Annotated in this window: 25 protein-coding genes; 15 read left to right on the plus strand and 10 right to left on the minus strand. The window is 40.3% G+C overall.

Annotation, left to right across the window (positions count from 1 at the left end; translation table 11 throughout):
• Positions 1–3 precede the first annotated feature (3 nt).
• The 4 genes from ccoN to J8L85_RS05525 all read right to left on the minus strand — a co-directional run bounded on the left by ccoN (position 4) and on the right by J8L85_RS05525 (position 5,346).
• Entirely contained in the window at positions 4–2,202 is a 2,199-nt protein-coding gene (gene ccoN / locus J8L85_RS05510; protein ID WP_211015329.1) for a cytochrome-c oxidase, cbb3-type subunit I, read from the minus strand.
• Between the two features lie 6 nt (positions 2,203–2,208).
• Positions 2,209–2,412, minus strand: coding sequence for a cbb3-type cytochrome oxidase assembly protein CcoS (gene ccoS, locus J8L85_RS05515; RefSeq protein WP_047246467.1), 204 nt, complete (start codon positions 2,410–2,412; stop codon positions 2,209–2,211).
• A 105-nt stretch (positions 2,413–2,517) separates the two neighbouring features.
• Positions 2,518–2,949 carry a DoxX family membrane protein gene (locus J8L85_RS05520; protein WP_211015332.1) on the minus strand — a complete coding sequence of 144 codons (432 nt, stop codon included), beginning with the start codon at positions 2,947–2,949 and terminating at the stop codon, positions 2,518–2,520.
• Positions 2,950–5,346: a heavy metal translocating P-type ATPase metal-binding domain-containing protein gene (locus J8L85_RS05525; protein WP_211015335.1), complete on the minus strand. Its 2,397-nt coding sequence runs from the start codon at positions 5,344–5,346 to the stop codon at positions 2,950–2,952. It lies immediately after the preceding gene.
• A 173-nt stretch (positions 5,347–5,519) separates the two neighbouring features.
• Between J8L85_RS05525 and J8L85_RS05530 the strand changes: the two genes are divergently transcribed.
• Both J8L85_RS05530 and J8L85_RS05535 read left to right on the plus strand, forming a co-directional pair.
• The gene (locus J8L85_RS05530; RefSeq protein WP_247656562.1) at positions 5,520–6,155 is read left to right on the plus strand and encodes a Crp/Fnr family transcriptional regulator; all 636 of its coding nucleotides are present in this window, start codon (positions 5,520–5,522) and stop codon (positions 6,153–6,155) included.
• A gap of 117 nt (positions 6,156–6,272) precedes the next feature.
• Complete coding sequence (locus tag J8L85_RS05535; protein WP_211015340.1) at positions 6,273–7,175, plus strand: universal stress protein; 903 nt, start codon at positions 6,273–6,275, stop codon at positions 7,173–7,175.
• Here J8L85_RS05535 and J8L85_RS05540 read toward each other — a convergent pair.
• The 5 genes from J8L85_RS05540 to hutH form a co-directional block, all read right to left on the minus strand.
• Entirely contained in the window at positions 7,168–7,395 is a 228-nt protein-coding gene (locus J8L85_RS05540; RefSeq protein ID WP_211015343.1) for a hypothetical protein, read from the minus strand. The genes J8L85_RS05535 and J8L85_RS05540 overlap by 8 nt on opposite strands.
• A gap of 324 nt (positions 7,396–7,719) precedes the next feature.
• Positions 7,720–8,673 (minus strand): formimidoylglutamase, encoded by a 954-nt coding sequence (gene hutG, locus J8L85_RS05545; RefSeq protein WP_211015345.1) that lies wholly within the window; start codon positions 8,671–8,673, stop codon positions 7,720–7,722.
• A gap of 11 nt (positions 8,674–8,684) precedes the next feature.
• Positions 8,685–10,685, minus strand: a complete 2,001-nt coding sequence (locus J8L85_RS05550) for a urocanate hydratase (protein WP_211015347.1) — start codon at positions 10,683–10,685, stop codon at positions 8,685–8,687.
• Between the two features lie 2 nt (positions 10,686–10,687).
• Entirely contained in the window at positions 10,688–11,938 is a 1,251-nt protein-coding gene (gene hutI, locus J8L85_RS05555) for an imidazolonepropionase (RefSeq protein WP_211015349.1), read from the minus strand.
• Positions 11,939–11,947: 9 nt separating this feature from the next.
• A complete protein-coding gene (gene hutH / locus J8L85_RS05560) occupies positions 11,948–13,522 on the minus strand; it encodes a histidine ammonia-lyase (RefSeq protein WP_211015351.1) in 1,575 nt (524 codons plus the stop codon).
• A gap of 83 nt (positions 13,523–13,605) precedes the next feature.
• Between hutH and J8L85_RS05565 the strand changes: the two genes are divergently transcribed.
• Together J8L85_RS05565 and J8L85_RS05570 are read left to right on the plus strand one after the other, a co-directional pair.
• Positions 13,606–14,490 (plus strand): LysR substrate-binding domain-containing protein, encoded by an 885-nt coding sequence (locus J8L85_RS05565; protein ID WP_211015352.1) that lies wholly within the window; start codon positions 13,606–13,608, stop codon positions 14,488–14,490.
• Positions 14,491–14,578: 88 nt separating this feature from the next.
• Positions 14,579–15,133, plus strand: a complete 555-nt coding sequence (locus J8L85_RS05570) for a nitroreductase (RefSeq protein ID WP_211015354.1) — start codon at positions 14,579–14,581, stop codon at positions 15,131–15,133.
• Here J8L85_RS05570 and J8L85_RS05575 read toward each other — a convergent pair.
• On the minus strand, positions 15,130–15,645 hold the full coding sequence (locus tag J8L85_RS05575) for a DUF456 domain-containing protein (protein ID WP_211015356.1): 516 nt from the start codon (positions 15,643–15,645) through the stop codon (positions 15,130–15,132). The genes J8L85_RS05570 and J8L85_RS05575 overlap by 4 nt on opposite strands.
• Before the next feature lie 116 nt (positions 15,646–15,761).
• Here J8L85_RS05575 and J8L85_RS05580 point away from each other — a divergent pair, with 116 nt between their 5' ends.
• The 11 genes from J8L85_RS05580 (at position 15,762) to J8L85_RS05630 (ending at position 25,715) form a co-directional block, all read left to right on the plus strand.
• Positions 15,762–17,987: a TonB-dependent receptor plug domain-containing protein gene (locus tag J8L85_RS05580; protein WP_211015358.1), complete on the plus strand. Its 2,226-nt coding sequence runs from the start codon at positions 15,762–15,764 to the stop codon at positions 17,985–17,987.
• A gap of 136 nt (positions 17,988–18,123) precedes the next feature.
• Positions 18,124–18,486, plus strand: a complete 363-nt coding sequence (locus J8L85_RS05585) for a BlaI/MecI/CopY family transcriptional regulator (protein ID WP_211015360.1) — start codon at positions 18,124–18,126, stop codon at positions 18,484–18,486.
• Positions 18,483–20,132, plus strand: coding sequence for a M56 family metallopeptidase (locus J8L85_RS05590; protein WP_211015362.1), 1,650 nt, complete (start codon positions 18,483–18,485; stop codon positions 20,130–20,132). The genes J8L85_RS05585 and J8L85_RS05590 overlap by 4 nt, the downstream gene beginning before the upstream one ends.
• A 10-nt stretch (positions 20,133–20,142) precedes the next feature.
• On the plus strand, positions 20,143–21,282 hold the full coding sequence (locus J8L85_RS05595; protein WP_211015364.1) for a tetratricopeptide repeat protein: 1,140 nt from the start codon (positions 20,143–20,145) through the stop codon (positions 21,280–21,282).
• 41 nt (positions 21,283–21,323) lie between these two features.
• On the plus strand, positions 21,324–21,800 hold the full coding sequence (locus tag J8L85_RS05600) for a hypothetical protein (protein WP_211015366.1): 477 nt from the start codon (positions 21,324–21,326) through the stop codon (positions 21,798–21,800).
• 4 nt (positions 21,801–21,804) lie between these two features.
• The gene (ruvC, locus tag J8L85_RS05605) at positions 21,805–22,359 is read left to right on the plus strand and encodes a crossover junction endodeoxyribonuclease RuvC (RefSeq protein ID WP_211015368.1); all 555 of its coding nucleotides are present in this window, start codon (positions 21,805–21,807) and stop codon (positions 22,357–22,359) included.
• Positions 22,360–22,370: 11 nt separating this feature from the next.
• Positions 22,371–23,504, plus strand: a complete 1,134-nt coding sequence (gene hemW, locus J8L85_RS05610; RefSeq protein ID WP_211015370.1) for a radical SAM family heme chaperone HemW — start codon at positions 22,371–22,373, stop codon at positions 23,502–23,504.
• Between the two features lie 83 nt (positions 23,505–23,587).
• Entirely contained in the window at positions 23,588–24,334 is a 747-nt protein-coding gene (locus J8L85_RS05615; protein ID WP_211015372.1) for a cyclase family protein, read from the plus strand.
• 2 nt (positions 24,335–24,336) lie between these two features.
• Positions 24,337–24,696, plus strand: coding sequence for a DUF4260 domain-containing protein (locus J8L85_RS05620; RefSeq protein WP_211015374.1), 360 nt, complete (start codon positions 24,337–24,339; stop codon positions 24,694–24,696).
• Positions 24,689–25,312, plus strand: coding sequence for a DUF4230 domain-containing protein (locus tag J8L85_RS05625; protein WP_211015376.1), 624 nt, complete (start codon positions 24,689–24,691; stop codon positions 25,310–25,312). The genes J8L85_RS05620 and J8L85_RS05625 overlap by 8 nt, the downstream gene beginning before the upstream one ends.
• 10 nt (positions 25,313–25,322) lie before the next feature.
• Positions 25,323–25,715, plus strand: coding sequence for a Dabb family protein (locus J8L85_RS05630; RefSeq protein ID WP_211015378.1), 393 nt, complete (start codon positions 25,323–25,325; stop codon positions 25,713–25,715).
• The last annotated feature ends 7 nt before the right edge of the window (positions 25,716–25,722 follow it).

Here is a 25,722-nt window from a genome sequence, read left to right on the forward strand (position 1 = left end):
TTCTTAGTTTTTAGAGGTTGTTACGTTTGTTTCCTTTATTTTGATATCTGTTCCTAGACGTTGCAAATAGGCTATCAATGCTACGATTTCCCTGTCGCGCATTTCTACGAATTCTTCTCCGTTTTCGGCCGCATATTTTTTATCGGCCTCGTATGTGGAGGCAAAATCAGGATCACTGTACAGATTCTTTTCAATTTTTATGGCTTGTTCCGTCATACGGGCTTCGGCATTCTCGATGTCCTCTTCGGTATATGGAACCCCTAACTTGGCCAAGCCCCTCATTTTAGCTTTTATATCGCTGCGATCATGCTTGTTTCTTATTAGCCAAGAGTACGAAGGCATTATAGATCCAGATGAAGTGGTTTGCGGATCGTACATGTGGTTTAAGTGCCAGTTATCGGTGTATTTTCCACCTACCCTTAACAAATCTGGTCCTGTTCTTTTACTTCCCCATAAGAATGGACGGTCATAAACGAACTCTCCAGCTTTGGCATATTCGCCATATCGTTCTACCTCACTTCTAAATGGTCGTACCATTTGAGAGTGGCAACCAACACAACCTTCTCGTATATACAGGTCTCTACCTTCCAATTCTAGCGGAGTGTAAGGCGTAACGCTCGTAATGGTAGGTATGTTCGATTTAACCAATAGGGTAGGTATGATCTGTACCATACCACCAATAAGAATGGCAATGGTGGCCAAAATGGTCAATTGTATAGGTTTACGCTCTAACCAAGTGTGGAACGTTTCTCCAGAGGTTCTGCTTTTTGATACCCTTGTTAATGCCGGTGCCTCTGCCAATTCATCTTTAACGGCCTGTCCGGACCTGATCGTTACGATTACATTGTACACCATTGTAAGCGCACCGATAATATATAAACTACCACCTATGGCACGCATCCAGTACATGGGCATTATCTCGTGTACGGTTTCTAAAAAGTTACCGTATACCAAGGTGCCGTCCGGGTTAAAATCTTTCCACATAAGGGCTTGTGTAAACCCGGCAACATACATTGGCAGTGTATAAAGTATAATTCCTAAGGTTCCTATCCAGAAATGGAAATTGGCCAAACCTACGGAAGCTAATCTGGTTTTGAACATTTTTGGCACCAACCAATAGATCATACCAAAGGTCAAGAACCCGTTCCATGCAAGTGCGCCTACGTGAACGTGGGCAATGATCCAGTCGCTAAAGTGCGCAATGGCATTTACGTTTTTCAGTGATAGCATAGGGCCTTCAAACGTTGCCATACCATAACCTGTAATGGCCACTACCATAAATTTTAAGGTTGGGTCGGTACGTACTTTGTCCCAAGCGCCCCTTAAAGTCAATAATCCATTGATCATACCACCCCAAGACGGAGCTATCAACATTACAGAAAAGGCAACACCCAAATTCTGTGCCCAATCAGGTAAGGCTGAATATAATAAGTGGTGAGGACCTGCCCAGATGTATATAAATATCAATGACCAGAAGTGAACTATGGAAAGTTTGTAGGAGTACACAGGTCTGTTGGCCGCTTTAGGTACAAAATAGTACATAAGGCCCAAGAACGGAGTGGTCAAGAAAAAAGCCACCGCGTTATGGCCGTACCACCATTGTACCAAGGCATCTTGTACACCGGCATATACAGAATAACTCTTCATTGCCGTAACTGGCAATGCCAAACTATTGAATATATGAAGTACCGCAACCGTTACGAACGTGGCCAAATAAAACCAAATGGCAACATATAAATGTCGTTGTCTTCTTTTTATCATGGTGCCGATAAGGTTGGCGCCAAAGGCTACCCAAACAATGGCGATGCCTATATCTATGGGCCACTCCAACTCCGCATATTCTTTAGAAGTACTAAAACCTAAAGGGAGCGAAATTGCTGCGGCGACAATAACCAATTGCCAGCCCCAAAAATTAATGTTGCTTAAAATGTCGCTGAACATTCTGGCCTTTAAAAGGCGTTGGGTAGAATAATAGACCCCCGCGAAAATGGCATTACCGACAAAGGCAAAGATTACCGCATTGGTGTGTAAAGGCCTAAGACGACCAAAACTTAACCAGGATATACCATCCGTTAGGTTAGGGAACATAAACATATAAGCGAGCAAAAGACCAACTGACATGCCTACTATACCCCAGAACATTGTAGCGTAGATAAACTTTTTTACGATTTTATTATCGTAATAGAACTGCTGTACTTCCATAGTTGATTAGTTATTGATTTCTATTGATGTATCTATTTTGGTTTTCTTTGAATTCTTTTTTTTTTTGACAAGTTCGTCTTCAAAAAGTATCCTTACCGATGGAGTGTAGGAATCATCGTATTGTCCATTTTTTACCGATATGATAAAGGCGACAAAAAAAATGATGGCAACAGTTATACTGATAGCCAATAGAATATAAATAACACTCATACCTTTTTGAATTATTGGGTAAAATTACCGTTGACGATTAGTTTTAAATATGATATTTATCAGGTTTTTTTTATAATCGGTTCGTATCTATTAAAATGATTATGGCTATTGCTCTTTTATTAAATCGGGTTCTTTTAAAATAACGAACAGAGCGGAGGCCAATACCAAATTCTTTACTATATATTGTCCTAATAATGTCAGTACCATGGGGCTGTCATTAAAAGATTGGTCGTAAAACAGAAACAAGGGCGTAAAAGTGCAGGCGATATGGCATAGAGCAACCAGTACTACTTGTTTTTTGAATAAATTAAAGACTAAAAAAAGACCAATGGCCAGTTCCATCGATGCCAATAACAAGATTGCAAATTGGTCGCCGAGTATACCAAAAGTAAGTTTGTTTATGGTGTCGATGGCCAGTTGTTCCGCTGGACTATAGTTAGGGAAGAGTTTTAGACTGCCAAACCACAGATATACTATGCCCAAGGCAATTCTCATTAAACACAACGGGGTTAATTTTAATTGTAGTTTTTTAATCATTTAGTTCAGTTTTCTTCCTACAAGGTTAGTCATAATTGTTGTAAACCCTACTACACTAATAGAGCTCAATGGCATTAATATGGCGGCGATTACCGGTTCTAATTGTCCTGTAACGGCAAAATAGAGCCCTATCACATTATATAACAATGATAACATAAAACTTAATTTTATGATCCTCATGGCTTTTTTGGAAGCCATGATGTAGTTGTAGAGTTGTTTAAGCTTGGAAGCATCCATGATGCCATCGCATGCAGGGGAAAAAACATTGATGTTCTCCGAGACCGCGATACCTACCTCTGCCTGTGCCAAAGCTCCTGCGTCGTTGAGGCCGTCACCTACCATTAATACTTTTTTATGCTGATTTTGAAGAGATTTTATGAACTCTAACTTGTCTTCCGGTTTTTGGTTAAAAAACAAGGGGGTGAGTTTAGGCAACAATTTTTCTAAATTGGCTTTTTCTCCTTCGTTGTCACCCGACAAAATAGCTAGTTGAAAGGTTTCTGACATATTTTTGAAAAGATCTGAGACCCCTTCTCTATACTGGTTATGAAAAACATATTTGCCTTTGTAATGATCGTTGCTTGCAATATGCACAGCGGTATTTGCACTGTCACCGGCCTGGTGGTTTCCCACAAAATTAGAGGATCCTATCTTAATGTGTTCATTGTCTTTACTGCCTTCCACTCCTTTTCCCAAATGTTCTTCATAATCATCTAGGGTCACAATGTTCTGCTCTTCCAAAAGATCGTACAAGGCCCTGCTAAGTGGGTGGTTGGAGGCTCGTAACGTATTTTTTAAAAGTGATTCCTCTTTCGGGGTCAACGGCATACCTTCATAGGTGGCGGTACTTTTCTGAGTCGTGGTAATAGTTCCTGTTTTGTCAAATATGGCAGTGTCTACTTGGGCTAATTGTTCAATGGTCGTTGTATCTCTCAAGTAGAATTTTTTCTGTCCAAAGATCCGTAACATGTTACCCAAGGTAAAAGGCGATGCCAAGGCAATGGCACATGGGCATGCTATGATCAAGACCGCCGTAAATACGTTGATGGCCTTGCTCGGGTCGTAGTAGAGCCAGAAAGCGGTGGCCAAAAAAGCGATGGAGAGTACGCCAATGGTGAATCTTTTGCCGATACTGTCTGTAAGTGTTTGAAACCTTGTGGATTTATCGGTCTTAAATACCGAGTTGCTCCATAATTGGGTAAGGTAACTTTGAGAAACGGATTTTAACGCCTCCATTTCGATCGGGCCGTTAAGCTGTCTGCCTCCTGCAAACACTTTGTCTCCATATTCCCTTTCTACGGGTACTGATTCACCGGTGACAAAACTGTAATCTATTTTTGCCTTTCCCTTTAATAAAATACCGTCTACGGGAATCAATTCTTCGTTTCTTATCAGTAACCTGTCCCCTTGTTTTATTTCGTGCACCTGGGTGCTTTCTTCTTTGCCGTTTTCAAAAATCTTGGTTACCGCAATAGGGAAATAAGATTTGTAATCGCGTTCGAAAGACAAAAACGAATATGTTTTTTGTTGAAAGAACTTGCCCAGCAACAAAAAGAAAACCAAGCCTGTAAGCGAGTCAAAAAAACCACTTCCCCAATCAAATATAATTTCAAGGGTACTTCGTAAGAACAATACCAAAATACCTAAGGATATAGGTACATCTATGTTCAATATTTTACTGCGCAGTCCTTTGTAAGCGGATATAAAATAATCTGCTCCGGCATAAAAGACCACGGGCAACGAAAATGCGAACATCAACCATCTGAACACATCTTCATATTGGTTCAGCCAATACTCCCCACCGGATGCCTCGCTGGTACTAAGGTCAAAATATTCGGGGAACGATAAGAACATGACATTGCCAAAGGCAAAGCCGGCAACCCCTAACTTATAGATAAGACTTCTATCGGCACTTTTTTTCTTGTTGTCAAAATCATCTAAAGAGATATATGGCTCGTATCCTATTTTTGTTAATAATACGACCAGTTGCTTCAATGATATTCCTTTACTATTGTAGGTGATCCGGACCGTTTTTTTCGGAAAATCTACTTGAGATTGGGTGATGAACGGATTTAACTTGTTCATATTCTCCAGTACCCAAATACAAGAACTGCAATGTATAAGGGGAATGTACAGGTTTACTATTTGTAGACTACCATCATTGAATTCGGTTAACCGGTCGATAATGGTGTCGTTCTCCAAAAAATCGTACTTGCCTTCTATGGCCGTTGGAGTGCTACCCGTACCGGACTGAAGATCATAATAATAGGAGAGGTCATTTTCTGAAAAGATTTCATAAACGGTTTTGCATCCATTGCAACAGAAATGCTTTTCATCATATACGATGGCGCCAGAACCACACTCGTCACCACAGTGATAACACTTTTGTTTGTCCATAATCCGTTTACTTATACCCTTTTGCAAAGATGCTGTTTGAAAGTACCAAAAAACATGATATTTATCAATTTTTAATTTTCTTGGAATGGTTATTTTCACCGCTTATAATTTTTTTTCAAATGGAAAGCAGGTGTGAAAGTTGCATAATTCGACAGTTTAATTCTTTACGTGCCATGAGTAAGGAAGAGTTAAAAAAAGTGTCCGATTCGAAAGTTACCAAAAGCATAAAAAAAGGGGAGCCGATCTTCGAGGAAGGTGAAAAGCTCGATGGTGTCTATTGTATAAGAAACGGTATCTCCAAACTTTCAAAATTAAGTGCAAACGGTAAAGATCAGATCGTTAAATTGGCGAGCAAGGGAGACGTTATAGGGCAACGATCTGTAGTTGCGGAGGAAAACGTAAACCTAAGTGCCGTGGCCGTTAGCGATATGGAGGTATGTTTTATACCAAAAGAACACATTGTTTCTACCTTACAGACCAATCCTAATTTTACGCTGGAGGTTTTACGCCATATGGCCCATGATTTAAAGGAGGCGGACGATGTAGTGGTGAACATGAGCCAAAAAAATGTCAAACAACGGGTTGCAGAGGCTTTCCTTTATCTAAAAAGCAACTATGGGGAAGACGAGGATGGTTTTTTGACCCTTACGCTCTCTAGGGAAGATATTTCCAACGTTGTAGGTACTGCCGTTGAATCGTGTATTAGAATTATATCCGAATTTAAAAAGAAAGGTTTTCTTAAGACTTCCGGTAAGAAAATAGGCATCATCGATGAACGTGCGCTAAAAGAATTGGCCGAAGGGTTTTGATAAAAAAGAACTGGATAGGTTAAGGGGCGGAGCTCTTATTAAAACCTGATGGATGTCATAGTTTTACTTTTTTTGAAGAGATATTTTTAACCCATATTTATTAGTAATAAGGTATTTATGAGGCATGTATTGATTCCTACCGATTTTTCTGAATGTGCATGGAACGCCGTAAAGTATGCTTTGGCGATGTTCCGTAACCAAGAGTGTACTTTTTATTTGTTGAATACGTACACACCTGCAATATCTAGCAGTAGGTTTATGGCCACATCGGTAGAAGGAAGCCGTTTGACCAATAGTGCCGAAGAGTATTCAAAAAAAGGTCTTGATAAGATCTTGGACAAAATTGAAAAAGAACACAGTAATAAAAAACATCAATTTAAAACAATATCATCTTTTAGCCTGTTAGTGGATGAAATTGTCGAGACCGTAGCCTTGTATAAAATAGAAATGGTGATTATGGGTACCAAGGGTGCCAGTAGTTTAGAGGATGTGTTTATGGGAAGCAATACGGTTCGTGTCATTAAAACCATAAAAGACTGTCCGGTACTGGCCATTCCGTACAACCACGATTTTAAAAAACCTTCGGAAATAGCATTTGCTACTGATTTTACAAGATTTTATACGAAATCGGAGTTAAGGCCATTGATAGAGTTGGCCAATTATTTTAAGGCCACCATAAGGGTTGTGCATGTGCAATACGAAATTAAAAACCTAACGGAGCTACAACAGTTTAACCTAGAGATGTTACGTAAATATTTGGGTGATGTTGAGCACTACATACATACAATTTCAGAGTTGAATTCCGTTTCAAAGACACTTGAGGTCTTTTCTAAGGAAATGGGTATTCATTTATTGGCCATGTTAAACTATCAGCATAGTTATATGGAACAGTTGACTAGGGAGCCGATAGTAAAAAGAGTTGCCTTTCATACCCAGATACCATTGTTCGTTATACCCGAACTTGGTATGACCTCGAACTCAAGGGCCAAAAACCATGATGAGATGTCTCTTTCTAGTTAATTCTATCACCGATAGGGGCATCCTCATAGAAATCATCAAAAACTTTATGGGTACTATATTTTTCCTTGAGTACCTTGTACACCATTAATATAACCAATGTCTGCCCTAAGACGGTGCAATAAAAAATCCAATTGAACGAAAAGTCCATGACGGACATAATAGTGACCGTGATCAAGGCCATTGTGGTAATTAGTACCCACACATGTGAAGAAGCTTTCATTTTTTATTATAAGTTAGGTTTTATCTCGCGAAAAGTGAGTTAAATTTTTTCTAATTTTTTTTTAAATGTATTGGTAGTCAGTAGGGTGTGTTATGGTCTGTAGAGTCAATACACTTAAAGAAGTGTCTTTAAAAAGGTGTTTATAACATGTATATTTTACAACTATTTGCCAAAAGTTGAAAACCTTTGTTATCTTTGTCTTGTTGTGTTGTGCCTCAAACAACATTTGAGGCAATTATGGTTATCGATTTTATAAATCGGTAGTAACCAATGAAAGGCTTTCCATTACAGGGAGGCTTTTTTTGTTTAAGAGGGTCGGTTTTTCTAATGGGCATGGATAATACCATGTATCAATGAAGCGGCGAGTCTTGCCGTTTGATTGTCTACGTCATAAATGGGGTTCATTTCCGCTATATCAACGGCCGCCAACTTGCCCGAGTGCGTAATGGTCTTTAAGCTTTCCAAGACCACATCGGGGGTAAAACCCATAGGTGACGGTGCACTTACCCCAGGTGCATAGGCCGACGAAAAACCGTCTAGATCTATAGTAACATAAACTAGATCCACATTTTTGATAAAGGCATTTATCCAAGCGTTGATCTCGTTGTGGAACTCTATTCTAAAAGTATCTCGCTGTATGTATATTACCTCCAGATTCTTGGCGGTCTGGAATAGGGAAGAGTCGTTCGCATCCTGTCTTATGCCCATGCATAGGTAGTGAAATGGAAGATTGTTTGCTTTGCAATCTTCGGCTATTTGATAGAAAGGAGTGCCAGAGTTGGAGCCATTTATATTGGAACGTAAATCGAAATGGGCATCAAAATTAATAATTCCGATAGTGGCACCATCTTTGGCCATTTTTATTCCGTTATACGTACCATATGCCATATCATGTCCGCCACCCAAAACGATAGGAAAAACACCGGCTTTTAATAGCTCGCTTACTTTTTCGGAAAGCAAGGCTTGGGTGTCGCCAAGTTTGCCCTTTCCGTGTCTTACGTTACCAGCATCATAAAAATGTGTTTTTGTGGTAAGGTGATTGGGCAGCTTTGCCAGTTGTTTTCTAATGGCATCGGGCCCGTTTACGGCTCCTGGTCGACCTAGGTTCAATTTTACACCTTCATCACATTCATATCCCAAAAGTGCTATAGACTTGGTATCGGTGTTGGTGCTCAGATCGGAAATATTGGCACATGAGATCTTTTCATGTAAATACAATTCTTGGTCAGAAGCCCTTCCCGAATATATATTAGCTTTAGTAGGCTTGTATTTTGGCATAAATTATTCGTTTAAAACAAATCTTGTAATAGATGATCGTCGACTAAGTTAGGTAAAGTTACCTTTAGTTCGGGTGTGCGATCCATTTCTCTTTTTATGGCAAATATGGCTTCTTTGTTCCGTGCCCAGCTTCTGCGTGAAATTCCGTTGTTCACATCATAAAAGAGCATGTTTTTTAGTTTTTTTGAAGCTTCTTTAGACCCGTCCAAGACCATTCCAAAACCTCCGTTGACGACTTCTCCCCATCCAACGCCGCCACCGTTATGGATAGAGACCCATGTGGCGCCCCTAAAACTATCGCCAATAACGTTATGGATCGCCATGTCCGCCGTAAATTTACTGCCATCATAAATATTACTGGTCTCTCTATACGGAGAATCTGTTCCGCTAACATCGTGATGGTCTCTACCTAAAACTATGGGTGCTGAAATTTCTCCTGAGTCAACGGCATTGTTAAAGGCCTCTGCAATTTTGGCCCTTCCTTCGGCATCGGTGTATAAAATACGGGCCTGTGAGCCTACGACCAACTGATTTTTTTCTGCTTCGGCTATCCATTTTATATTGTCTTGCATCTGCTGCTGGATCTCTTTTGGGGCGTTTAATTTTATCTGCTCCATTATGTTCTGTGCTATGGCGTCGGTGGTCTTTAAATCTTTGGGGTCGCCAGAGGTACATACCCAACGAAAAGGGCCAAAGCCATAATCGAAACACATAGGCCCCAAAATATCTTGAACGTAAGAGGGGTATTTAAAATCAATATTGTTTTCTGCCATTACATCGGCACCTGCCCGTGAGGCTTCTAACAAAAAGGCGTTTCCGTAGTCGAAAAAATAAGTGCCTTTTTTGGTGTGTTCGTTAATGGCGGCAGCGTGTCTTCGTAAAGATGCTCTTACTTTTTCCTGAAATAGCGAAGGGTCTGAACTCATAAGCAGATTGGCTTCTTCAAAGCTTAGGTCTACGGGGTAATATCCTCCTGCCCAGGGGTTGTGTAATGATGTCTGGTCCGATCCCAGATGCACAAATATTTTTTCTTTGTAAAAACGCTCCCAAACAATAACGACGTTTCCTATAAAGGCAAGGGACACTGTCTCTTTGTTCACAATGGCCTTTTTGGTTCTATCCACCAAAATATCTATATCCTCTATTAATTCATCTACCCAACCTTGTCTATGTCTTTTTTTAGCAGCTTCGGGATTGACCTCGGCACAAACAGTAATGCATTCCGCAATATTACCGGCTTTTGGCTGCGCTCCGCTCATACCACCGAGTCCGGCCGTTAAAAACACCTTTCCTTTCGTGCTTTCGTTGGGTTTTAAAACTTTTCTAAAGGCATTCATAATGGTAATGGTAGTGCCGTGTACAATGCCTTGGGGGCCTATGTACATATAAGACCCAGCTGTCATTTGACCATATTGCGTTACGCCAAGGGCATTGTATTTTTCCCAATCGTCGGGACTGGAATAGTTAGGAATCATCATACCATTGGTGACGATTACTCTTGGTGCATTTTTAGAGGAAGGAAAAAGTCCCATGGGATGCCCAGAGTAGATATGTAGTGTTTGTTCATCTGTCATTGTCGCCAAATACTGCATGGTCAATAGGTATTGGGCCCAGTTTTGAAACACGGCTCCGTTGCCGCCATAGGTAATCAACTCTTCGGGGTGCTGTGCAACGGCAGGATTCAAATTGTTCTGTACCATTAACATTATGGCCGCAGCATGGCTTGTTTTCGAAGGGTATTCTGAAATGGGCCTGGCGTACATTTCATAATCGGGCATAAAACGATACATGTAAATGCGCCCATAATTTTTTAGTTCTTGGGCAAATTCTTTGGAAAGTTCCCCATGCCACTCTTCCGGAAAATAACGCAGGGCGTTTCTGATCGCCAGTTTTTTTTCTTCAACAGAAAGTATATCCTTTCTTGCAGGGGCATGACTGACCTTGTTCGAACGATGTTTTTTTGGAGGCAATTCAGAAGGAATTCCCTGTAGTATTTGAGATTTAAAATCCATGATCAAGCTTTGTGTTTATTAAAGACCAATTCACCTTTTTTCCATACCATACAAGGTTTTAGGTTGCCTTGGTTGTATAATATTTCTTGGTAATTATCGGTATGAAATAAATTAAAGTCGGCTAACTGGCCTTGGGTCAATTTTCCTCTGTCGTTAAGGTTAAGGGCGGCGGCGGCACGAACGGTTATACCTGCCAATACCTCGGCATTCGTCAATTTTTCAAAAGTGCCCAAAATAGTAGCTTGGGTAAGTAGGTCGCCCATTGGTGCAGAACCGGGGTTGTGGTCACTGGCAATGGCAAGGGTGGCACCGGCATCTAAAAGTTTACGGGCGGGAGTAAAATTGCATCCCAGACCAATAGATGCCCCCGGTAATGCCGTGGCTATGGTGTTACTCTTTGCCAAGAGCTCAATTTCCTTTTCGGTACTGGCCTCTAGATGATCGGCACTGATCGCGTTAAAATCTACGGCCACTTGGCTTCCCCCGGTCGTAAATTGATCGGCGTGTACGGTAATATCAAAACCCATTTCTTTCGCTTTTGAGAAATATGGGGTTATCTGTGCTACGGAGAATGCGCTTTCTTCTACAAAAGCATCTATTCTGTTGGTTAATTGTTGCTCTTTTAACTTAGGGAACAACAAAGTGCTTATTTCCTCTAAATAGGCCGTTTCGTTGCCGTCATAATCTTTGGGGAGCATATGGGCCGCAAGGCATGTTGGTATCAAATCTGTTTTAAGGGATGAATTGGCATCTTGTATGGCCTGTAGCATTTTTAGTTCTTCGGCAACGGTTAATCCATAACCACTTTTAACCTCTAAAGTGGTCGTTCCGTTTTTAAGATGGCGATTGGCCAACTTTAGGGTGCTCTTTGTTAGGTGCTCTTTAGAGGCCAATCTGGTTTGGGTAACCGTATCCCAGATGCCACCTCCGGCTTTTGCGATCTCCAAATAGCTTTTGCCAGAATTCCGCAAAGCGTAATCGTTGGCTCTAGAACCTCCAAAACATATATGTGTATGGGCATCTATAAAACCGGGAAGGCAGACATGATCGCCCTTTAATTCGAACATTTCTGCTTTGGGATGGTCTTTTTTTAAAGATTCGTACAGACCGGTAGCTACAATCTTTTCTTCGGAAACCAGTAGCCCCCCGTTTTCTATGATATGTAATTGACTATCCGATAGAGCGCCTTTTAAGGGCAACACGTTCATTGTCAACAGTTGCTTAAAAGGGCCGATTAGTTTTTGTTTGTTCATGAAGCTATTTTAATAGTTTTCAAATTCTTCCGAATACTTGGTTTTTAATGAGATGCCTTTTTCTTCTTCTATAATTCCGATGAGGGATATAATGGTCTTGTCCTGTATCATTTTGATTCCTTTTTCAATGTCATTGGCAAAAACGCGATCCTTGTCAGCAAAAGGCACCTGTTTTCTGACCGCCTTATGTATTTCCTCTAAAAAGATACCGGATTTTAAAGGTTTTCTGTATTCAAATGCTTGTGCGGCCGTCAATAATTCTATGGCCAATATTTTTTCTACATTTTCAATGACCTGCAAAGCCTTTCGCCCTCCAATAGACCCCATGCTTACATGGTCTTCTTGTCCTAAAGATGTGGGTATGCTATCTGCACTGGACGGAAAACACAATCCTTTGTTTTCGCTCGCCAAAGCGGCAGAGGTATATTGTAGGATCATGTAGCCAGAATTGATACCAGTGTCTTTCATCAATAATTTAGGTACCCCTGGGCTATTGCCTTCCAATGCCAAATAAATGCGACGGTCGGAGATGTTTCCGATTTCCGAAGCGGCCAAACAGGCGTAGTCGAGTGCCATGGCCAAGGGTTGCCCGTGAAAGTTGCCTCCGCTAATGGTAAGGTCTTCATTAATAATGACAGGGTTGTCGGTAACCGAATTCAATTCTACCTCTAACAGTTCTTTTAAATGAAGCCATGCATTTCGAGATGCCCCATGTACTTGGGGAATACAACGAAGGGAGTATGGATCTTGAACGCGGTCACAATCTATATGGTCCTCCATAATTTCAGAACCTTTGAGCAAACGTTTTACCCTTCTGGCCACATGAATGTTTCCTTTAAAGGGGCGTAGGTCATGTAGTTCTTTATAAAAAGGTTTTACCGAACCTTGTAGGCCTTCTATCATCATGGCCCCAATAATATCTGCCTGAGACAGAACCGCATGTAGCCTATCTACCACTTTTACGGCATGGGCGGCTATAAATTGAGTTCCGTTTATAAGGGCCAAACCTTCTTTGGGCCCTAGGTCCAATGGTTTTAATCCTGTTTTATTGAATAAATCAGATGTGGAAATTTCATGTCCTTCATAATGTACTTTGCCCAAACCTATTAAGGGTAGAAATAAGTGGGATAGCGGAGCAAGATCACCCGATGCCCCTACCGAACCTTGCGAGGGTACTACGGGTATGGCGTTGTTTTCTATGTGCCATATAATACGTTCTAACGTATCGATGGATATGCCAGAATAGCCTTTTGCCAAAGAATGGACTTTTAAAACGAGCATTGTCTTGGCAATTTCACTTACAATGGGCTTACCAACACCAACACTATGGCTCTTTAAGATGTTGGTTTGTAATATATCGGTTTCTGTCTTCGATATTTTAGTGGTACACAAGGGGCCGAACCCTGTATTTATACCATAAACTGGATGTCCTTTTTCTACTATTTTCTGGACAATGCCCCAGCTCTTTTCAATCTTTTTTCGAGTTGCTTTAGATAATACAATAAAGGTGGTTCCCTCGCAGATGCTTAATGCGATCCCTGCAGTTAGCCAGTCTTCGCCGAGTTTAAAGGTTTTTGGTGCCACTGTGTTACTTTTTATTTTTCCACATAAATATATTTGTTAAGTTTGATAATTACCAATACTATTTTAGTGAACAATCAATAACTATGGGTTCTCAAATTGAATTAAGGCATCTTACTTATTTTTTGGCCGTGGCAGAAGAGTTGCACTTTAGAAAAGCTGCGGAAAAACTCTTTATTTCGCAACCTGGCCTTAGTCGGCAGATCAAACAGATGGAAACCATTTTACAGGCGAAACTTTTTGAGAGAAACAAGAAAAAGGTGTCGCTTACCCCTGCAGGACATTATTTAAAAGAACAGGCCGAAGACATTTTTAAACAATTAAAGGAAACCCGTAGGCAATTACAACTGATCGGGGAAGGGGATACAGGTGAGGTGCGAATCGGCTTTTTGGGTTCTGCCATGCAAAATGTAATACCTGAACTTTTGGTGAGGCTAAGGGATAAGTTTCCGAAGATCAAGACTTCGTTAGAGGAACGTTCGAACCTTGAACAAGTAGATGCAGTATTGAAAGATGAATTGGATTTGGGGTTTGTAAGATTGTCCAGGGTACCTGCGGAACTACATATGCAAACGGTATTTAAGGATACGTTCTCTTTGGTACTGCCGGAAAGTTACCCTATGTTGACACGGGAGTATAACGGAATGGAGCGGTTTGCCAACGATAATTTTATCCTCTTCGGGCAAGAGGACAGTCCTTTCTATTATGAAACGATCATGAGTATTTGTTCAGATGCCGGTTTTATACCCAAGGTGTCACATAAATCGGTGCACGCGCAGACCATTTTTAAATTGGTAGAGAACAATTTAGGTATAGCCATAGTGCCTACTGCTTTGCAAAACGGTTTTCAAATGGGGATTAAATTTATAGAGTTGAAGAATGTGAGGCAAAGGGCCTTGCTATCCGTTATATGGAAAAAAGAAAATAGTAATCCGGTATTAAAAAACTGTATAGATCTTTTGTTGAAATAAGGCAGAACGGTTTAAGACTTAAAATTATGTTAGATAAATTTTTCTAAAAAGACTTTCTGCTATTTTTACGTTAATTAAAAAGTGAGATATGATTTTTGATTTGATACAAAAAAGACGTTCGATTTTTCCTGCACAGTACAACACTGATCCTATAGATAAGCAGGATATAGAAAAGATTTTGGAAGCTGCCAATTGGGCGCCTAGCCACAAGAAGACAGAGCCTTGGCGGTTTAAGGTGGTACAAGGGGCGTCTAAAGAACGTTTGGGAGAATTTCTTTCTGCCAAGTATCAAGAGTTGGATACGAACCCTAAACAGGTAAAAATCAAAAAACTGTTGGAAAACCCGAAAAAGTCGGGTGCCGTTATTGCGATTTGTATGCAACGTGATCCCAATGAAAGTGTGCCGGAGTGGGAAGAGGTCGCGGCAGTGGCTATGGCCGTTCAAAATATGTGGCTGTGCTGTACCGAAATGGGTATAGGGGCCTATTGGAGCTCTCCGGGCCTTATAAAGCACATGGCTGAGTTCTTTGAGATGGCCGAAGGTGAAAAATGCCTTGGTTTCTTCTATATGGGACATTTTGATGGAGAGTGGCCAGAGCAACCCCGTGGGCCTATATCCGAGAAAACCGTTTGGTTGGATTAATCAAAATAAGGGAAAAGTGCCGACTTGTATTCCCATGCCGTAGCTATAAACAATCCTAGGTAGATAATAGAAACCATAAACTTTAAAAAGGTTCCTGTTAAAAATCCAAGAAAAGAACCAAAAGCAGCCTTTGTGGCTGTTTTTTTATCGGCTTTATTTAGTAGTTCCCCGACCAAGGCACCTACAAATGGCCATACAATAATACCGAAAGGTCCTAGAACCGGAAAAACCAGGGCTACAAGTAAGCCAATGGTGGTTCCTATGACCCCTGCTTTTGTGCCGCCGAACTTTTTAGTGCCCATGGCGGGTATTACATAGTCCAATGCAAAAACGATCAATGCTATGGCAAAGGTAACACCTAATACCCACCAGTTGTTCGGAATAGCTTTGGTAAGATATAATAGAAGCAAACCAAGCCAACTGATCGGAGGGCCGGGCAATACCGGTAGGAAACTGCCCAATATCCCTATTAACATACAAATAAAACCCAGAAGTAATAATACAATATCCATAGTACAAATGTTAGACAAAAATAAATCGGATTTGTTACAATCGTTGAAAAAAATGTACAGTTTCTATTTATTTTTGCGAATCGTAAAAAAAATAAACAATTAAAATTTAGCAATTTATGAAAAGGGCATTGTTTGCTTTTAGTTTACTATTGTCAATAACCGCACAAGGCCAAAATTTAGAAGGTGTTATAAGCGATAGCGAAGGCAATGCTTTGCAAGATGTTGGCGTTTTTAATAAGAATAGCGGACAGCACAGCCATTCTGATGTTTCGGGTAATTTTTTATTGCCGAATACCAGCGTTAACGATTCTATTTATTTCTCAAGTTTAGGGTATGCGACCAAATTGTGGGTGGTAAAAAAAGAAGATATGGCGAAGCCTATTTCCATTGTTATGGAAAGTGCTTCCATTTCTTTGGATCAGGTGGTGTTGACATCAAAGGTAGATGTGTTGAGCCAGTTGGTAGATATAGACGTTGAGGCGAGTCCGGTGAAGTCTTCCCAAGAAATTTTAAGAAAGGTGCCGGGCCTTATTATCGGTCAGCATGCGGGCGGAGGAAAAGCGGAGCAAATTTTCTTGCGCGGTTTCGATATTGATCATGGTACCGATATTTCAATTAGTGTCGATGGTTTGCCGGTAAATATGGTTTCCCATGCGCACGGGCAAGGCTATGCGGATCTACATTTTGTAATACCGGAGACCATTGAGAACATCAATTTTGGTAAGGGCCCTTTTTATGCGGAACAAGGAAATTTTAACACGGCCGGTTATGTAGATCTACACCTCCGAAAAAGTATCGATAACAATATGGCCTCTGTAGAGATCGGACAGTTCAATACCCAAAGATTTCTGGGTATGTTCAATGTAATGGATACAGGTAATAGCGATGCCTATATAGCTTCTGAACTTTATTTGACGGATGGCCCGGTAGAATCGCCACAAAATTTTAACCGAATAAACATTATGGGTAGGTACAGGTATAAGCTGCCTGGGCATCAAGAATTATTGTTGACGGCGTCTCACTTTACAAGCAAGTGGGATGCAAGCGGACAAATACCACAGCGTGCCGTGGATCAGGGATTGATCAGTAGATTTGGGTCTATAGATGATACCGAAGGGGGAGAGACCTCCAGAACCAATATTTTGTTAAATCACCATAAGACATTACAGGATGGAGGGGCTATTCGTTCAAAGGCCTACGTTTCTCAGTATGATTTTGAACTGTATTCGAACTTTACTTTCTTTTTGGACGATCCCATTAACGGAGATCAGATAAAACAAAAGGAGAATAGGGTGACCGTAGGTGCCGAAACCATTTATGAAAATTACAAGAAGAACTGGGGAAGTGAAGGTTTGGCCTATAGGGGAGGAATCGGTTTTAGATACGATAATAGTGATGACAACGAATTGTCACATACCTTGAACAGGCAAACGGTACTGAACAGCATCTCTTATGGCGATATTGATGAGGTGAACACCTATGGTTTTTTAGATGCCGAATTAAAATGGGGCGATTTTACGTTTAATCCATCGGTACGATTAGATTATTTCAAGTTCGATTATGTGAACAAATTAAGTGAGCTTTATGATAATCAAAGTCAAGATAAACTAGCGTTCAGTCCTAAATTCAATACCACCTTTACCCCTAGTTTAAACACCCAGTTTTTTCTAAAGGCGGGTATGGGGTTCCATTCCAACGACACTAGGGTGGTGGTCGCAAACAATGGGGAAGACGTATTGCCGGCCGCTTATGGAATAGATTTGGGAACTATTGTTAAACCTGCGGACAAGTTGGTGCTCAATGCCACTTTATGGAGCTTGTTTATGGACCAGGAATTTGTGTATGTTGGCGATGCAGGTATTGTAGAGCCAAGTGGAAAAACAAGAAGATTGGGATTGGAAGTAGGGGCTAGGTACCAGGCAGCGGATTGGTTATACCTTTATGTAGATGGTAACTATGCCCATGCAAGAAGTACCGATGAGCCCGATGGGGAAGATTATATTCCGTTGGCACCCGATTTTACGACATCGGGCGGTTTTACGGTAGATGTCCCTAATGGTATTTCTGGCGGAATTAACTATAGATATGTAGATGACCGTGCGGCGAACGAAGACAACTCCATCGTTGCGGACGGCTATTTTGTAACAGATGCCAATATCAATTATAGTCTTAAAAATTGGACTTTTGGTATCATTGTAGAAAACCTCTTCGATACCGATTGGAACGAAACCCAATTTGCTACAGAAAGCCGCCTTTTTAACGAAGCCAATCCTGTTGAAGAGATTCACTTTACACCCGGAACCCCTTTCTATTTAAGAGGAAAGGTATCCGTAACTTTTTAAGTAGATACTACTTATTTACTTGAAACCTAAGTAATAACCGTTGCTTAGGTTTTTTTATAAAGTTTTTAACTAAAATTTTAGTTTGAACTAATTTTTTAGTTACATTTGATTCGAACTAAAGAATTAGTTGAAAGAAATGAAGCAATTAACAAAAGCGGAAGAGGAGGTAATGCAAGTGTTGTGGCAGTTAGAAAAATCTAATGTTGCCGGTATTATAGAAAAATTGCCGGAGCCTAAACCTGCGTACAATACGGTTTCTACTATAGTGAGAATACTGGAAAGCAAAGGTTTTGTCGATCACGAACAAGAGGGAAAGGGGTATTTATATTACCCTTTGTTAAAAAAGGCAGACTACAGCAATCAGAGTATAAACAAGTTGGTAGACGGTTATTTTCAAGGCTCGTTTAAAAGTATGGTTTCTTTTTTTATGAAAAAGAACGATATGAGTCTTTCTGAATTGGAATCGATTTTAAAGGACATTAAAAAAGAGGAATCATGATACAGTATGTTCTAGAATGCGTAGCATTTCAACTTTTGTTTTTGATGATCTATGATTTCTTTCTAAAAAAGGAAACGTTCTTTCAATGGAACAGGGCATATTTAATAGTTACCTATGCATTGTCGTTGTTGCTTCCATGGGTGAAAATAGAGGCATTTAGTACAGAGTTGCCAGTCACCTTTCAAGGCTACTCAGATTTCTTGTGGAGTTTAGAGCAGTCCCCGGTTACTGTAGGCACGACTATGGATAGCGACTTGCATGTTTCATGGCAACAAGTGTTTTTTTTAACGGGAATAGTGATAGCTACTTTCTGGTTTTTAATAAAACTATGGCGTCTATATCAATTAAGAAGAAAAGGCGAGGTAACGTATTTTAAACATTTTACCCAAATTGTATTGCCCCATAGTAATGAAGCTTTCTCTTTTTTCAGGTCCATTTTCTTGGGCGATGAGGTATTAAAAAAGGAATATAACGTAATTGTTTCCCACGAGTTGGTGCATATAAGACAACGGCATTCGTTAGATCTGTTGTTTTTCGAATTAATGCGCATTGTAGGCTGGTTTAATCCGTTGGTCTACATATATCAGCAGAGAATAACCGAGTTGCATGAGTTTATTGCAGACGCCCATGTGCCAAAAACCGAGCGTAAGGCGCATTATAATTTGTTGTTGTCACAAGTATTCGAATCCGGAAACATCTCCTTTGTCAATCATTTTTTTAAAAATTCATTAATCAAAAAACGAATAGTCATGTTACAAAAATCGAAATCAAAAAAAGTATGGCAGTTAAAGTACTTACTTCTTGTGCCGTTGGTATTGGGTATGTTATTTTATACTTCATGTGAACAAAATGAAAAGGAAGGTCTTAAAAGTGAAGAGGAGGCCACGGCATTAAAAACGGAAATGGATGCGGTATCTTTTGCCGAAATAGACGAAGTGCCTGTTTTTCCCAATTGTGAGGATGCCGATGATAAAAAGGCCTGTTTTTCCACCATGTTACATCAACATATTTCTAAAAATTTCAGATATCCCGAGGATGCACAAGAATTAGGACTGCAAGGAAGGGTACATATTATGTTTACCATAGATGAGAATGGATCGGTGGGCGATATTAAAAAAAGAGGACCACATTTTTTGTTGGAAGATGAGGCAGAGCGCATTATTGGTAAATTGCCTCAGATGCAACCGGGCATAAACGATGGAACGCCCGTGAAAACGGTTTATTCTATCCCTATTTCCTTTAGGTTGGGCGATGGCATAGCTTCAAAGGTCGGTAATAAAAATTATTGGGTAGATAAGGAAGAGGTGCCTTTTTCTTATGTAGAAAATGTACCTGTCTTTCCGGGTTGTGAAGATAACAGCAACGCTAGGGCTTGTTTTAATATGATGATGCAAAGGCATATCAGTAAAAATTTCAACTATCCTAAAGAGGCCATGGAAAAAGGTATACAGGGCAGGGTAAGTGTGATGTTTACGATTTCGGCAGACGGCAGTATTATTAATATCAGAAAAAGAGGGCCTCATGAGTTATTGGAGAACGAGGTAGAGCGCATTATCAAAAAACTACCTAAAATGACCCCGGGTAATTACGACGGAAAGAACGTGGACGTACCCTATTCCATTCCTGTAACATTCAAATTAACATAGTGTGCTTGTTATGAGGGTTGTGAAGGCGGTTTTTATTTTACTATGCTTTTTTAAGGGCGAAGCCCAATCCTCGGGTATCATGGCCGCAGATAGTCTTTATGCTACGGGTAACTATACTTTGGCGATCAACGAATATTCTAAAATAGGTGGTGCACGGGCATTATTACAAATAGCAAGGTCGTATAGTGCCATTGGCAATTATGACAAGGCCATTGCCCAGTATGAAAGTGTTGTGGGCAAGGATCCCACGTTGCACATTGCAAGTTTTGAGTTGGGTAAGTTGTATATGAAGGGCCGGTTATTTGACGAGGCACGTAGGCTCTTTGCCAAACTTGTCAGTAATGGAAATGGCAACCCAGAGTTTTATTATTATCTAGGGGAGGCGTATACGGAATCTGGGCAACCTGCCAGTAGTTTGGTCGCATACAAAAACGCGGTGCAATTAGATAGTACCCACTTGCGAAGCTTATTTCGATTGGGAAAGTACTTTTTGGTCAAAAAACAACCAGATCAAGCACTTTTATACATTAACAAAGGATTGGAGTTTTATAGTAGCGATGTGGGGTTTGTAAACTTAAAGGCCTTGGTCTATTTTAATGATAATAAGTACGAAGAGGCCATACCGTGGTTGGAAAAAGTGTTGGAGTTGGGGGAGCACAAAGAATACGTTTATGAAAAACTGGCCTATAGCTATTATAAGAACTGGGAGTTCGGCAAGGCCAAGAAGACCTACAAAGAACTACTAAAATTAAACGACCAAAATTCGGATACTTATTTTGGTTTGGCGGAAGTGTATAGAAAAAATAAGGAATTGGATAGTGCCGAAGTTTTTATAAACAAGGCGATGATGATTAAAAGACCCATATTCGCAAAGGGTTACAGTCTGTTGGCAGGTCTTTACAGAGAACGACAAGATCTAAAGGGCGCTTTAAAATATTATCGAATGGCCCATAAAGAAAACCCCGAAGAACCGTTGCTGTACTACAATATTTGTACGGTGTACGATCAATTGGGTACAGAACCGGAGAAAAAGCTGGAGTACTATCAGAGTTTTAAGACCCAATATGGTACAGGGCAACCGTATCTTTCCGAAATAGTGGCGAAACGTATTTCTGAATTGAAGACAGAAATACATTTCACAGAAGAGTAAACTCCCTAAAAAGTTGTAATTTCAACCATAGTTTTGGTGTAATGCAGCGCATTTTATTTGTATTGGTTTGTTTGATAATGTCCTCTTGTAATCTCTTTGAATCCAAAGAGCAAAGGACCCAAGATCTTGTGAATGAGGAACTACGGCAGATGGATTGGAACTCTGTCGATTCGTACCCTCTGTTTTTAGATTGTGATGAAACCGCCCTCAAGGAAGATCAAAAAAGGTGTTTTGAGCAAAAATTGATCGGTCATTTCGAGGTTACCTTGAGTGAGTTTGAATTTACGGTCAATTCTGATGAAAACGCCATCGTAGATGTTATCTTTGTCATAGATGCGGAAGGAAAAATCAGTGTGGTAGACATTCGTAAAGATGCTTCTATCATGAAACAGATGCCAGAGCTTGACGGTATTATTATACAGAGCCTAAAAAACATTCCGCAGATTGCCCCTGCATTAAAGAGGGGAATTCCGGTAAGTACAAAGTTTAAGTTGCCGGTTCAATTAAACACAAAATAGAAATTTGAGTACCGAAAAAATTATATTGGGAATAGATCCCGGAACTACTATAATGGGGTTCGGATTGATAAAAGTAGTCGGTAAGAAGATGGAATTCGTTCAAATGAACGAGCTTTTATTGCAAAAATATAACGATCCCTATACCAAATTGAAGCTCATATTTGAACGGACCATTGAGTTGATAGATACCTATCATCCGGACGAGATAGCTATAGAGGCCCCTTTTTTTGGTAAAAATGTGCAATCGATGCTCAAATTAGGGCGTGCACAGGGGGTGGCCATGGCTGCGGGACTTTCTAGGGAAATACCTATCACCGAATATTTGCCAAAAAAAATAAAGATGGCCATTACGGGCAATGGTAATGCCAGTAAAGAACAAGTGGCAAAAATGTTACAAAGTGTCTTGGGGCTTAAAACACTGCCAAAAAATTTGGATAGTACCGATGGGCTGGCCGCTGCCGTATGTCATTTTTATAATGAAGGTAGAATAGATGTCGGAAAATCGTACTCCGGTTGGGCCTCTTTCGTGAAAAAGAACGAGGGAAGGATCAAAAAGTAAACAAGACTTCAATGAGCGGTATTTATATCCACATCCCGTTTTGTAAACAGGCATGTCATTATTGTGATTTTCATTTTTCTACCTCTATGGGTAAAAAAGAAGCCATGGTCGATGCCTTGTGCAGCGAAATGGAGCTTCGAAAAATGGAGTTCGAGGGCGAGGTGGTCGAAACCATATATTTTGGCGGAGGTACCCCATCCGTTTTAGAGCCGCAAGAGATACAGCGTTTAATAGCAACGGTGTATGCACATTATCAGGTATCCGAAAGCCCCGAAATTACCTTGGAGGCCAACCCCGATGACCTATCCGAAGAAAAATTGAATCAATTGGCGAATGGCCCCATTAATAGGTTGAGCATAGGGATACAGTCTTTTTTCGAGGAAGACCTACAACTTATGAATCGTTCCCACACCGCCGATCAGGCAGAAAAAGTGCTGGGCATGGCTGCACAAAAGTTTGATAATATCTCTATTGACCTGATCTATGGCATGCCGAACATGACCCAAGACCGTTGGCGCCATAATATAAAAAAAGCGCTGTCTTTCAACATAGGTCATATATCTAGCTATGCCCTAACGGTAGAACCAAAAACGGCCTTGGCTACATTCGTAAAAAAAGGATTGGTGAAGCCTGCCGATGATGAGGTGGCGCAAGCGCATTTTAATGAGCTCTACGAGACACTTATCAAAGAGGGCTACGTGTGCTACGAAATTTCAAATTTTGGGAGGCCCGGCTATTTCTCAAAGAACAATTCTGCGTATTGGCAGCAAAAAAAATATATAGGAATAGGCCCTTCGGCACATTCTTTCGACGGCCGGCGTAGAGGGTGGAACATTAATAACAATCCGAAATACATTAAGGCTATCGATAAGGGAGAACTGCCTATAGAAATCGAGGAGCTTACCGATAACGATAAATATAACGAGTACATTATGACCGGTCTTAGAACTATTTGGGGCGTGTCATTAAATAGGATAGCCGCTGATTTTGGACCAAGGTACGAGACCTATTTGCTTGCCCGATCAAAAAAATATATAAAAGAAAAGTTGCTAACTTTAGACCAGAATGTGTTGTTGACCACTAAAAAAGGGAAGTTTCTTGCAGATGGAATTGCAGCTGATTTGTTTATGGTTAACTTGTCATAAAAAGTTCCGATACGCTTTTATGATACAGTATGGGGGTTTACAATAAATGTATTACATAAATTTTCTCTTAATATATTTCGAACTTGAAGGCAACGATAAAACATAGACAACAAGAATACAAGATAGACCTGAACAGGCCTTTGGATATTTCTATACCTCTGAAAGGAGATGTGTCCAACGTTAATGCTTGGTATATTGACCATCCAAAAATAGCCCCGCACACCGAACACGATTTTGTGGGGAGTGTAAAGGCTGGTGCATCCACTAATTTTAATGATATCTGGTTTAATCCGCATGCCCATGGCACCCATACGGAATGTGTAGGGCATATTACCGAAGAGTTTTATTCGGTAAACCAAAACCTGAACAAATATTTCTTTTTGGCAGAAGTGATTACCATAGCCCCCGGAAAAGTACAGGATGATTTTGTTATTTCTAAACATCAATTGGACAATGCCATAAAAACAACTGGATTGGAAGCCTTGGTCATAAGAACATTGCCGAACACAACAGCAAAATTTTCCAAGCAATATTCGAATAGCAACCCTCCTTATTTATTAGAGGAAGCCGCTAGATATTTGGTGGACCTAGGGGTAAAGCATTTGTTGATAGACCTGCCTTCGGTAGATAAAGAAAATGATAACGGGGCCCTTTTGGCACACAAAGCATTTTGGGACACACAAGGTTCTCTAAGAATGGACGCTACCATAACCGAGTTTATTTATGTTGCCAACGATATTCCCGATGGTACGTACATTTTAAACCTGCAGATGGCATCTTTTGAGAACGATGCCAGCCCTAGTAGACCTGTTCTATATCAAACAAAATAACAATGAAGAATTTATTAAGACTCGAAGAACTGGCCATGTTCATATTGGGAATTTTTATGTTTGGCCTGCTAGGATACCAATGGTGGTTGTTTCCGGTATTGTTACTTACGCCGGATATAGGCATGCTAGGGTATTTGGTGAATAATAAATTAGGGGCAGGGCTTTATAACTTGTTCCATCATAAAGGGATTGCCATCCTTTTGTATTTTATTGGCATGTATTTTTCGATGCCAATTGTTCAATTAGCAGGGGTTATCTTATTTTCGCATTCCGCAATGGATAGAATATTCGGGTACGGCCTTAAATATGAAAAAGGTTTTAAATTCACGCATTTAGGAGAAATAGGTAAAAAAAATGGATAACGTTCTAGACGTTCTTTTGGGTCTTATTCTAGGAGGTATAATAGTCTACTGGCTATTTTCCTTTTTTAGAAAAAAGCAAAACAAAGAAATTACGACGCACCAGTCTACGGTGCTTCTTGAAAAAATTAAAAGTGTTTGTAAGCTGATTTCGGTAGAAGGTGATTTTGCGGAAATTTATAAATATGAAAATACCAAAGAACGGTTTTTAAGTCTGGTCATAAGTAAAAAGAAAGCCTTGGTGGTCATTAAGGCCAAAGCACAAATTGGATATGACCTTAACAAGATTTTGATGCACGCCGACGATGGTAAGAAAAAAATAGTTCTTGCTAATTTTCCGGAGCCGGAAGTGCTTTCCATAGAACCTGAACTAGAATTTTATGATGTAAAGAACGGCTTTTTCAATAGCTTTACGCCCGACGATCTTACCAGTCTTAACCAAGAGGCGAAAAAGCATATACGCGAAAAAATACCTGAGAGCGGCCTTATGGATACGGCAAGAAAAGAGGCCCTGCAGACCGTATTGCTGATAGAGAAAATAGTGGAGACCATAGGGTGGAAATTGGATTATTCGGCACTTGAAATTACCGACGAACAAAAGAAATTATTGGAAAATTAAATTATTGAAAATGAAAACTATTACAACTTTACTATTTTTAACGATTGCTATAACGGCCTTTGGCCAAACTACAGATACAATGAAAGAATTTGATCCTAATTTTTCCCATACCGTGTTTTTTTGGTTAAAAAACCCGGATAGCCAGGCAGATCGTACTGCATTTGTTACATCACTGAAAAAGTTTTTGGACAACTCGGCGTATGCCAAGACAAAATTTATAGGTACCCCGCCAAAAGCCAGTAGAGATGTGGTAGATGGTTCGTTTACCTATTCTTTGATACTATCCTTTGATTCGGCAGAGGCACAACAGGCTTATCAAGACGAAGCCCCACATAAGGTCTTTATAAAAGAATCGGAGGCGTTGTGGGAAAAGGTAATCGTCTATGACTCTCAGGGAATCTAGATTTTAT

Origin of the sequence: Maribacter sp. MMG018 (genome assembly GCF_018100785.1) — a bacterium.
GTDB lineage: Bacteria > Bacteroidota > Bacteroidia > Flavobacteriales > Flavobacteriaceae > Maribacter.

Excerpts from the sequence above, each read along its gene's own strand:
- J8L85_RS05525 (WP_211015335.1), bottom strand. The coding sequence starts at position 5,346 with ATGGACAAACAAAAGTGTTATCACTGTGGTGACGAGTGTGGTTCTGGC.
- J8L85_RS05630 (WP_211015378.1), top strand. The coding sequence starts at position 25,323 with ATGAAAACTATTACAACTTTACTATTTTTAACGATTGCTATAACGGCC.
- J8L85_RS05570 (WP_211015354.1), top strand. The coding sequence starts at position 14,579 with ATGATTTTTGATTTGATACAAAAAAGACGTTCGATTTTTCCTGCACAG.
- J8L85_RS05550 (WP_211015347.1), bottom strand. The coding sequence starts at position 10,685 with ATGGATTTTAAATCTCAAATACTACAGGGAATTCCTTCTGAATTGCCT.
- J8L85_RS05590 (WP_211015362.1), top strand. The coding sequence starts at position 18,483 with ATGATACAGTATGTTCTAGAATGCGTAGCATTTCAACTTTTGTTTTTG.
- J8L85_RS05600 (WP_211015366.1), top strand. The coding sequence starts at position 21,324 with ATGCAGCGCATTTTATTTGTATTGGTTTGTTTGATAATGTCCTCTTGT.
- J8L85_RS05580 (WP_211015358.1), top strand. The coding sequence starts at position 15,762 with ATGAAAAGGGCATTGTTTGCTTTTAGTTTACTATTGTCAATAACCGCA.
- J8L85_RS05625 (WP_211015376.1), top strand. The coding sequence starts at position 24,689 with ATGGATAACGTTCTAGACGTTCTTTTGGGTCTTATTCTAGGAGGTATA.
- hemW (WP_211015370.1), top strand. The coding sequence starts at position 22,371 with ATGAGCGGTATTTATATCCACATCCCGTTTTGTAAACAGGCATGTCAT.
- J8L85_RS05585 (WP_211015360.1), top strand. The coding sequence starts at position 18,124 with ATGAAGCAATTAACAAAAGCGGAAGAGGAGGTAATGCAAGTGTTGTGG.
- hutG (WP_211015345.1), bottom strand. The coding sequence starts at position 8,673 with ATGCCAAAATACAAGCCTACTAAAGCTAATATATATTCGGGAAGGGCT.
- J8L85_RS05530 (WP_247656562.1), top strand. The coding sequence starts at position 5,520 with ATGAGTAAGGAAGAGTTAAAAAAAGTGTCCGATTCGAAAGTTACCAAA.
- J8L85_RS05520 (WP_211015332.1), bottom strand. The coding sequence starts at position 2,949 with ATGATTAAAAAACTACAATTAAAATTAACCCCGTTGTGTTTAATGAGA.
- J8L85_RS05565 (WP_211015352.1), top strand. The coding sequence starts at position 13,606 with ATGGGTTCTCAAATTGAATTAAGGCATCTTACTTATTTTTTGGCCGTG.
- ccoS (WP_047246467.1), bottom strand. The coding sequence starts at position 2,412 with ATGAGTGTTATTTATATTCTATTGGCTATCAGTATAACTGTTGCCATC.
- ccoN (WP_211015329.1), bottom strand. The coding sequence starts at position 2,202 with ATGGAAGTACAGCAGTTCTATTACGATAATAAAATCGTAAAAAAGTTT.
- J8L85_RS05535 (WP_211015340.1), top strand. The coding sequence starts at position 6,273 with ATGAGGCATGTATTGATTCCTACCGATTTTTCTGAATGTGCATGGAAC.
- J8L85_RS05620 (WP_211015374.1), top strand. The coding sequence starts at position 24,337 with ATGAAGAATTTATTAAGACTCGAAGAACTGGCCATGTTCATATTGGGA.
- J8L85_RS05575 (WP_211015356.1), bottom strand. The coding sequence starts at position 15,645 with ATGGATATTGTATTATTACTTCTGGGTTTTATTTGTATGTTAATAGGG.
- J8L85_RS05595 (WP_211015364.1), top strand. The coding sequence starts at position 20,143 with ATGAGGGTTGTGAAGGCGGTTTTTATTTTACTATGCTTTTTTAAGGGC.
- J8L85_RS05540 (WP_211015343.1), bottom strand. The coding sequence starts at position 7,395 with ATGAAAGCTTCTTCACATGTGTGGGTACTAATTACCACAATGGCCTTG.
- hutI (WP_211015349.1), bottom strand. The coding sequence starts at position 11,938 with ATGAACAAACAAAAACTAATCGGCCCTTTTAAGCAACTGTTGACAATG.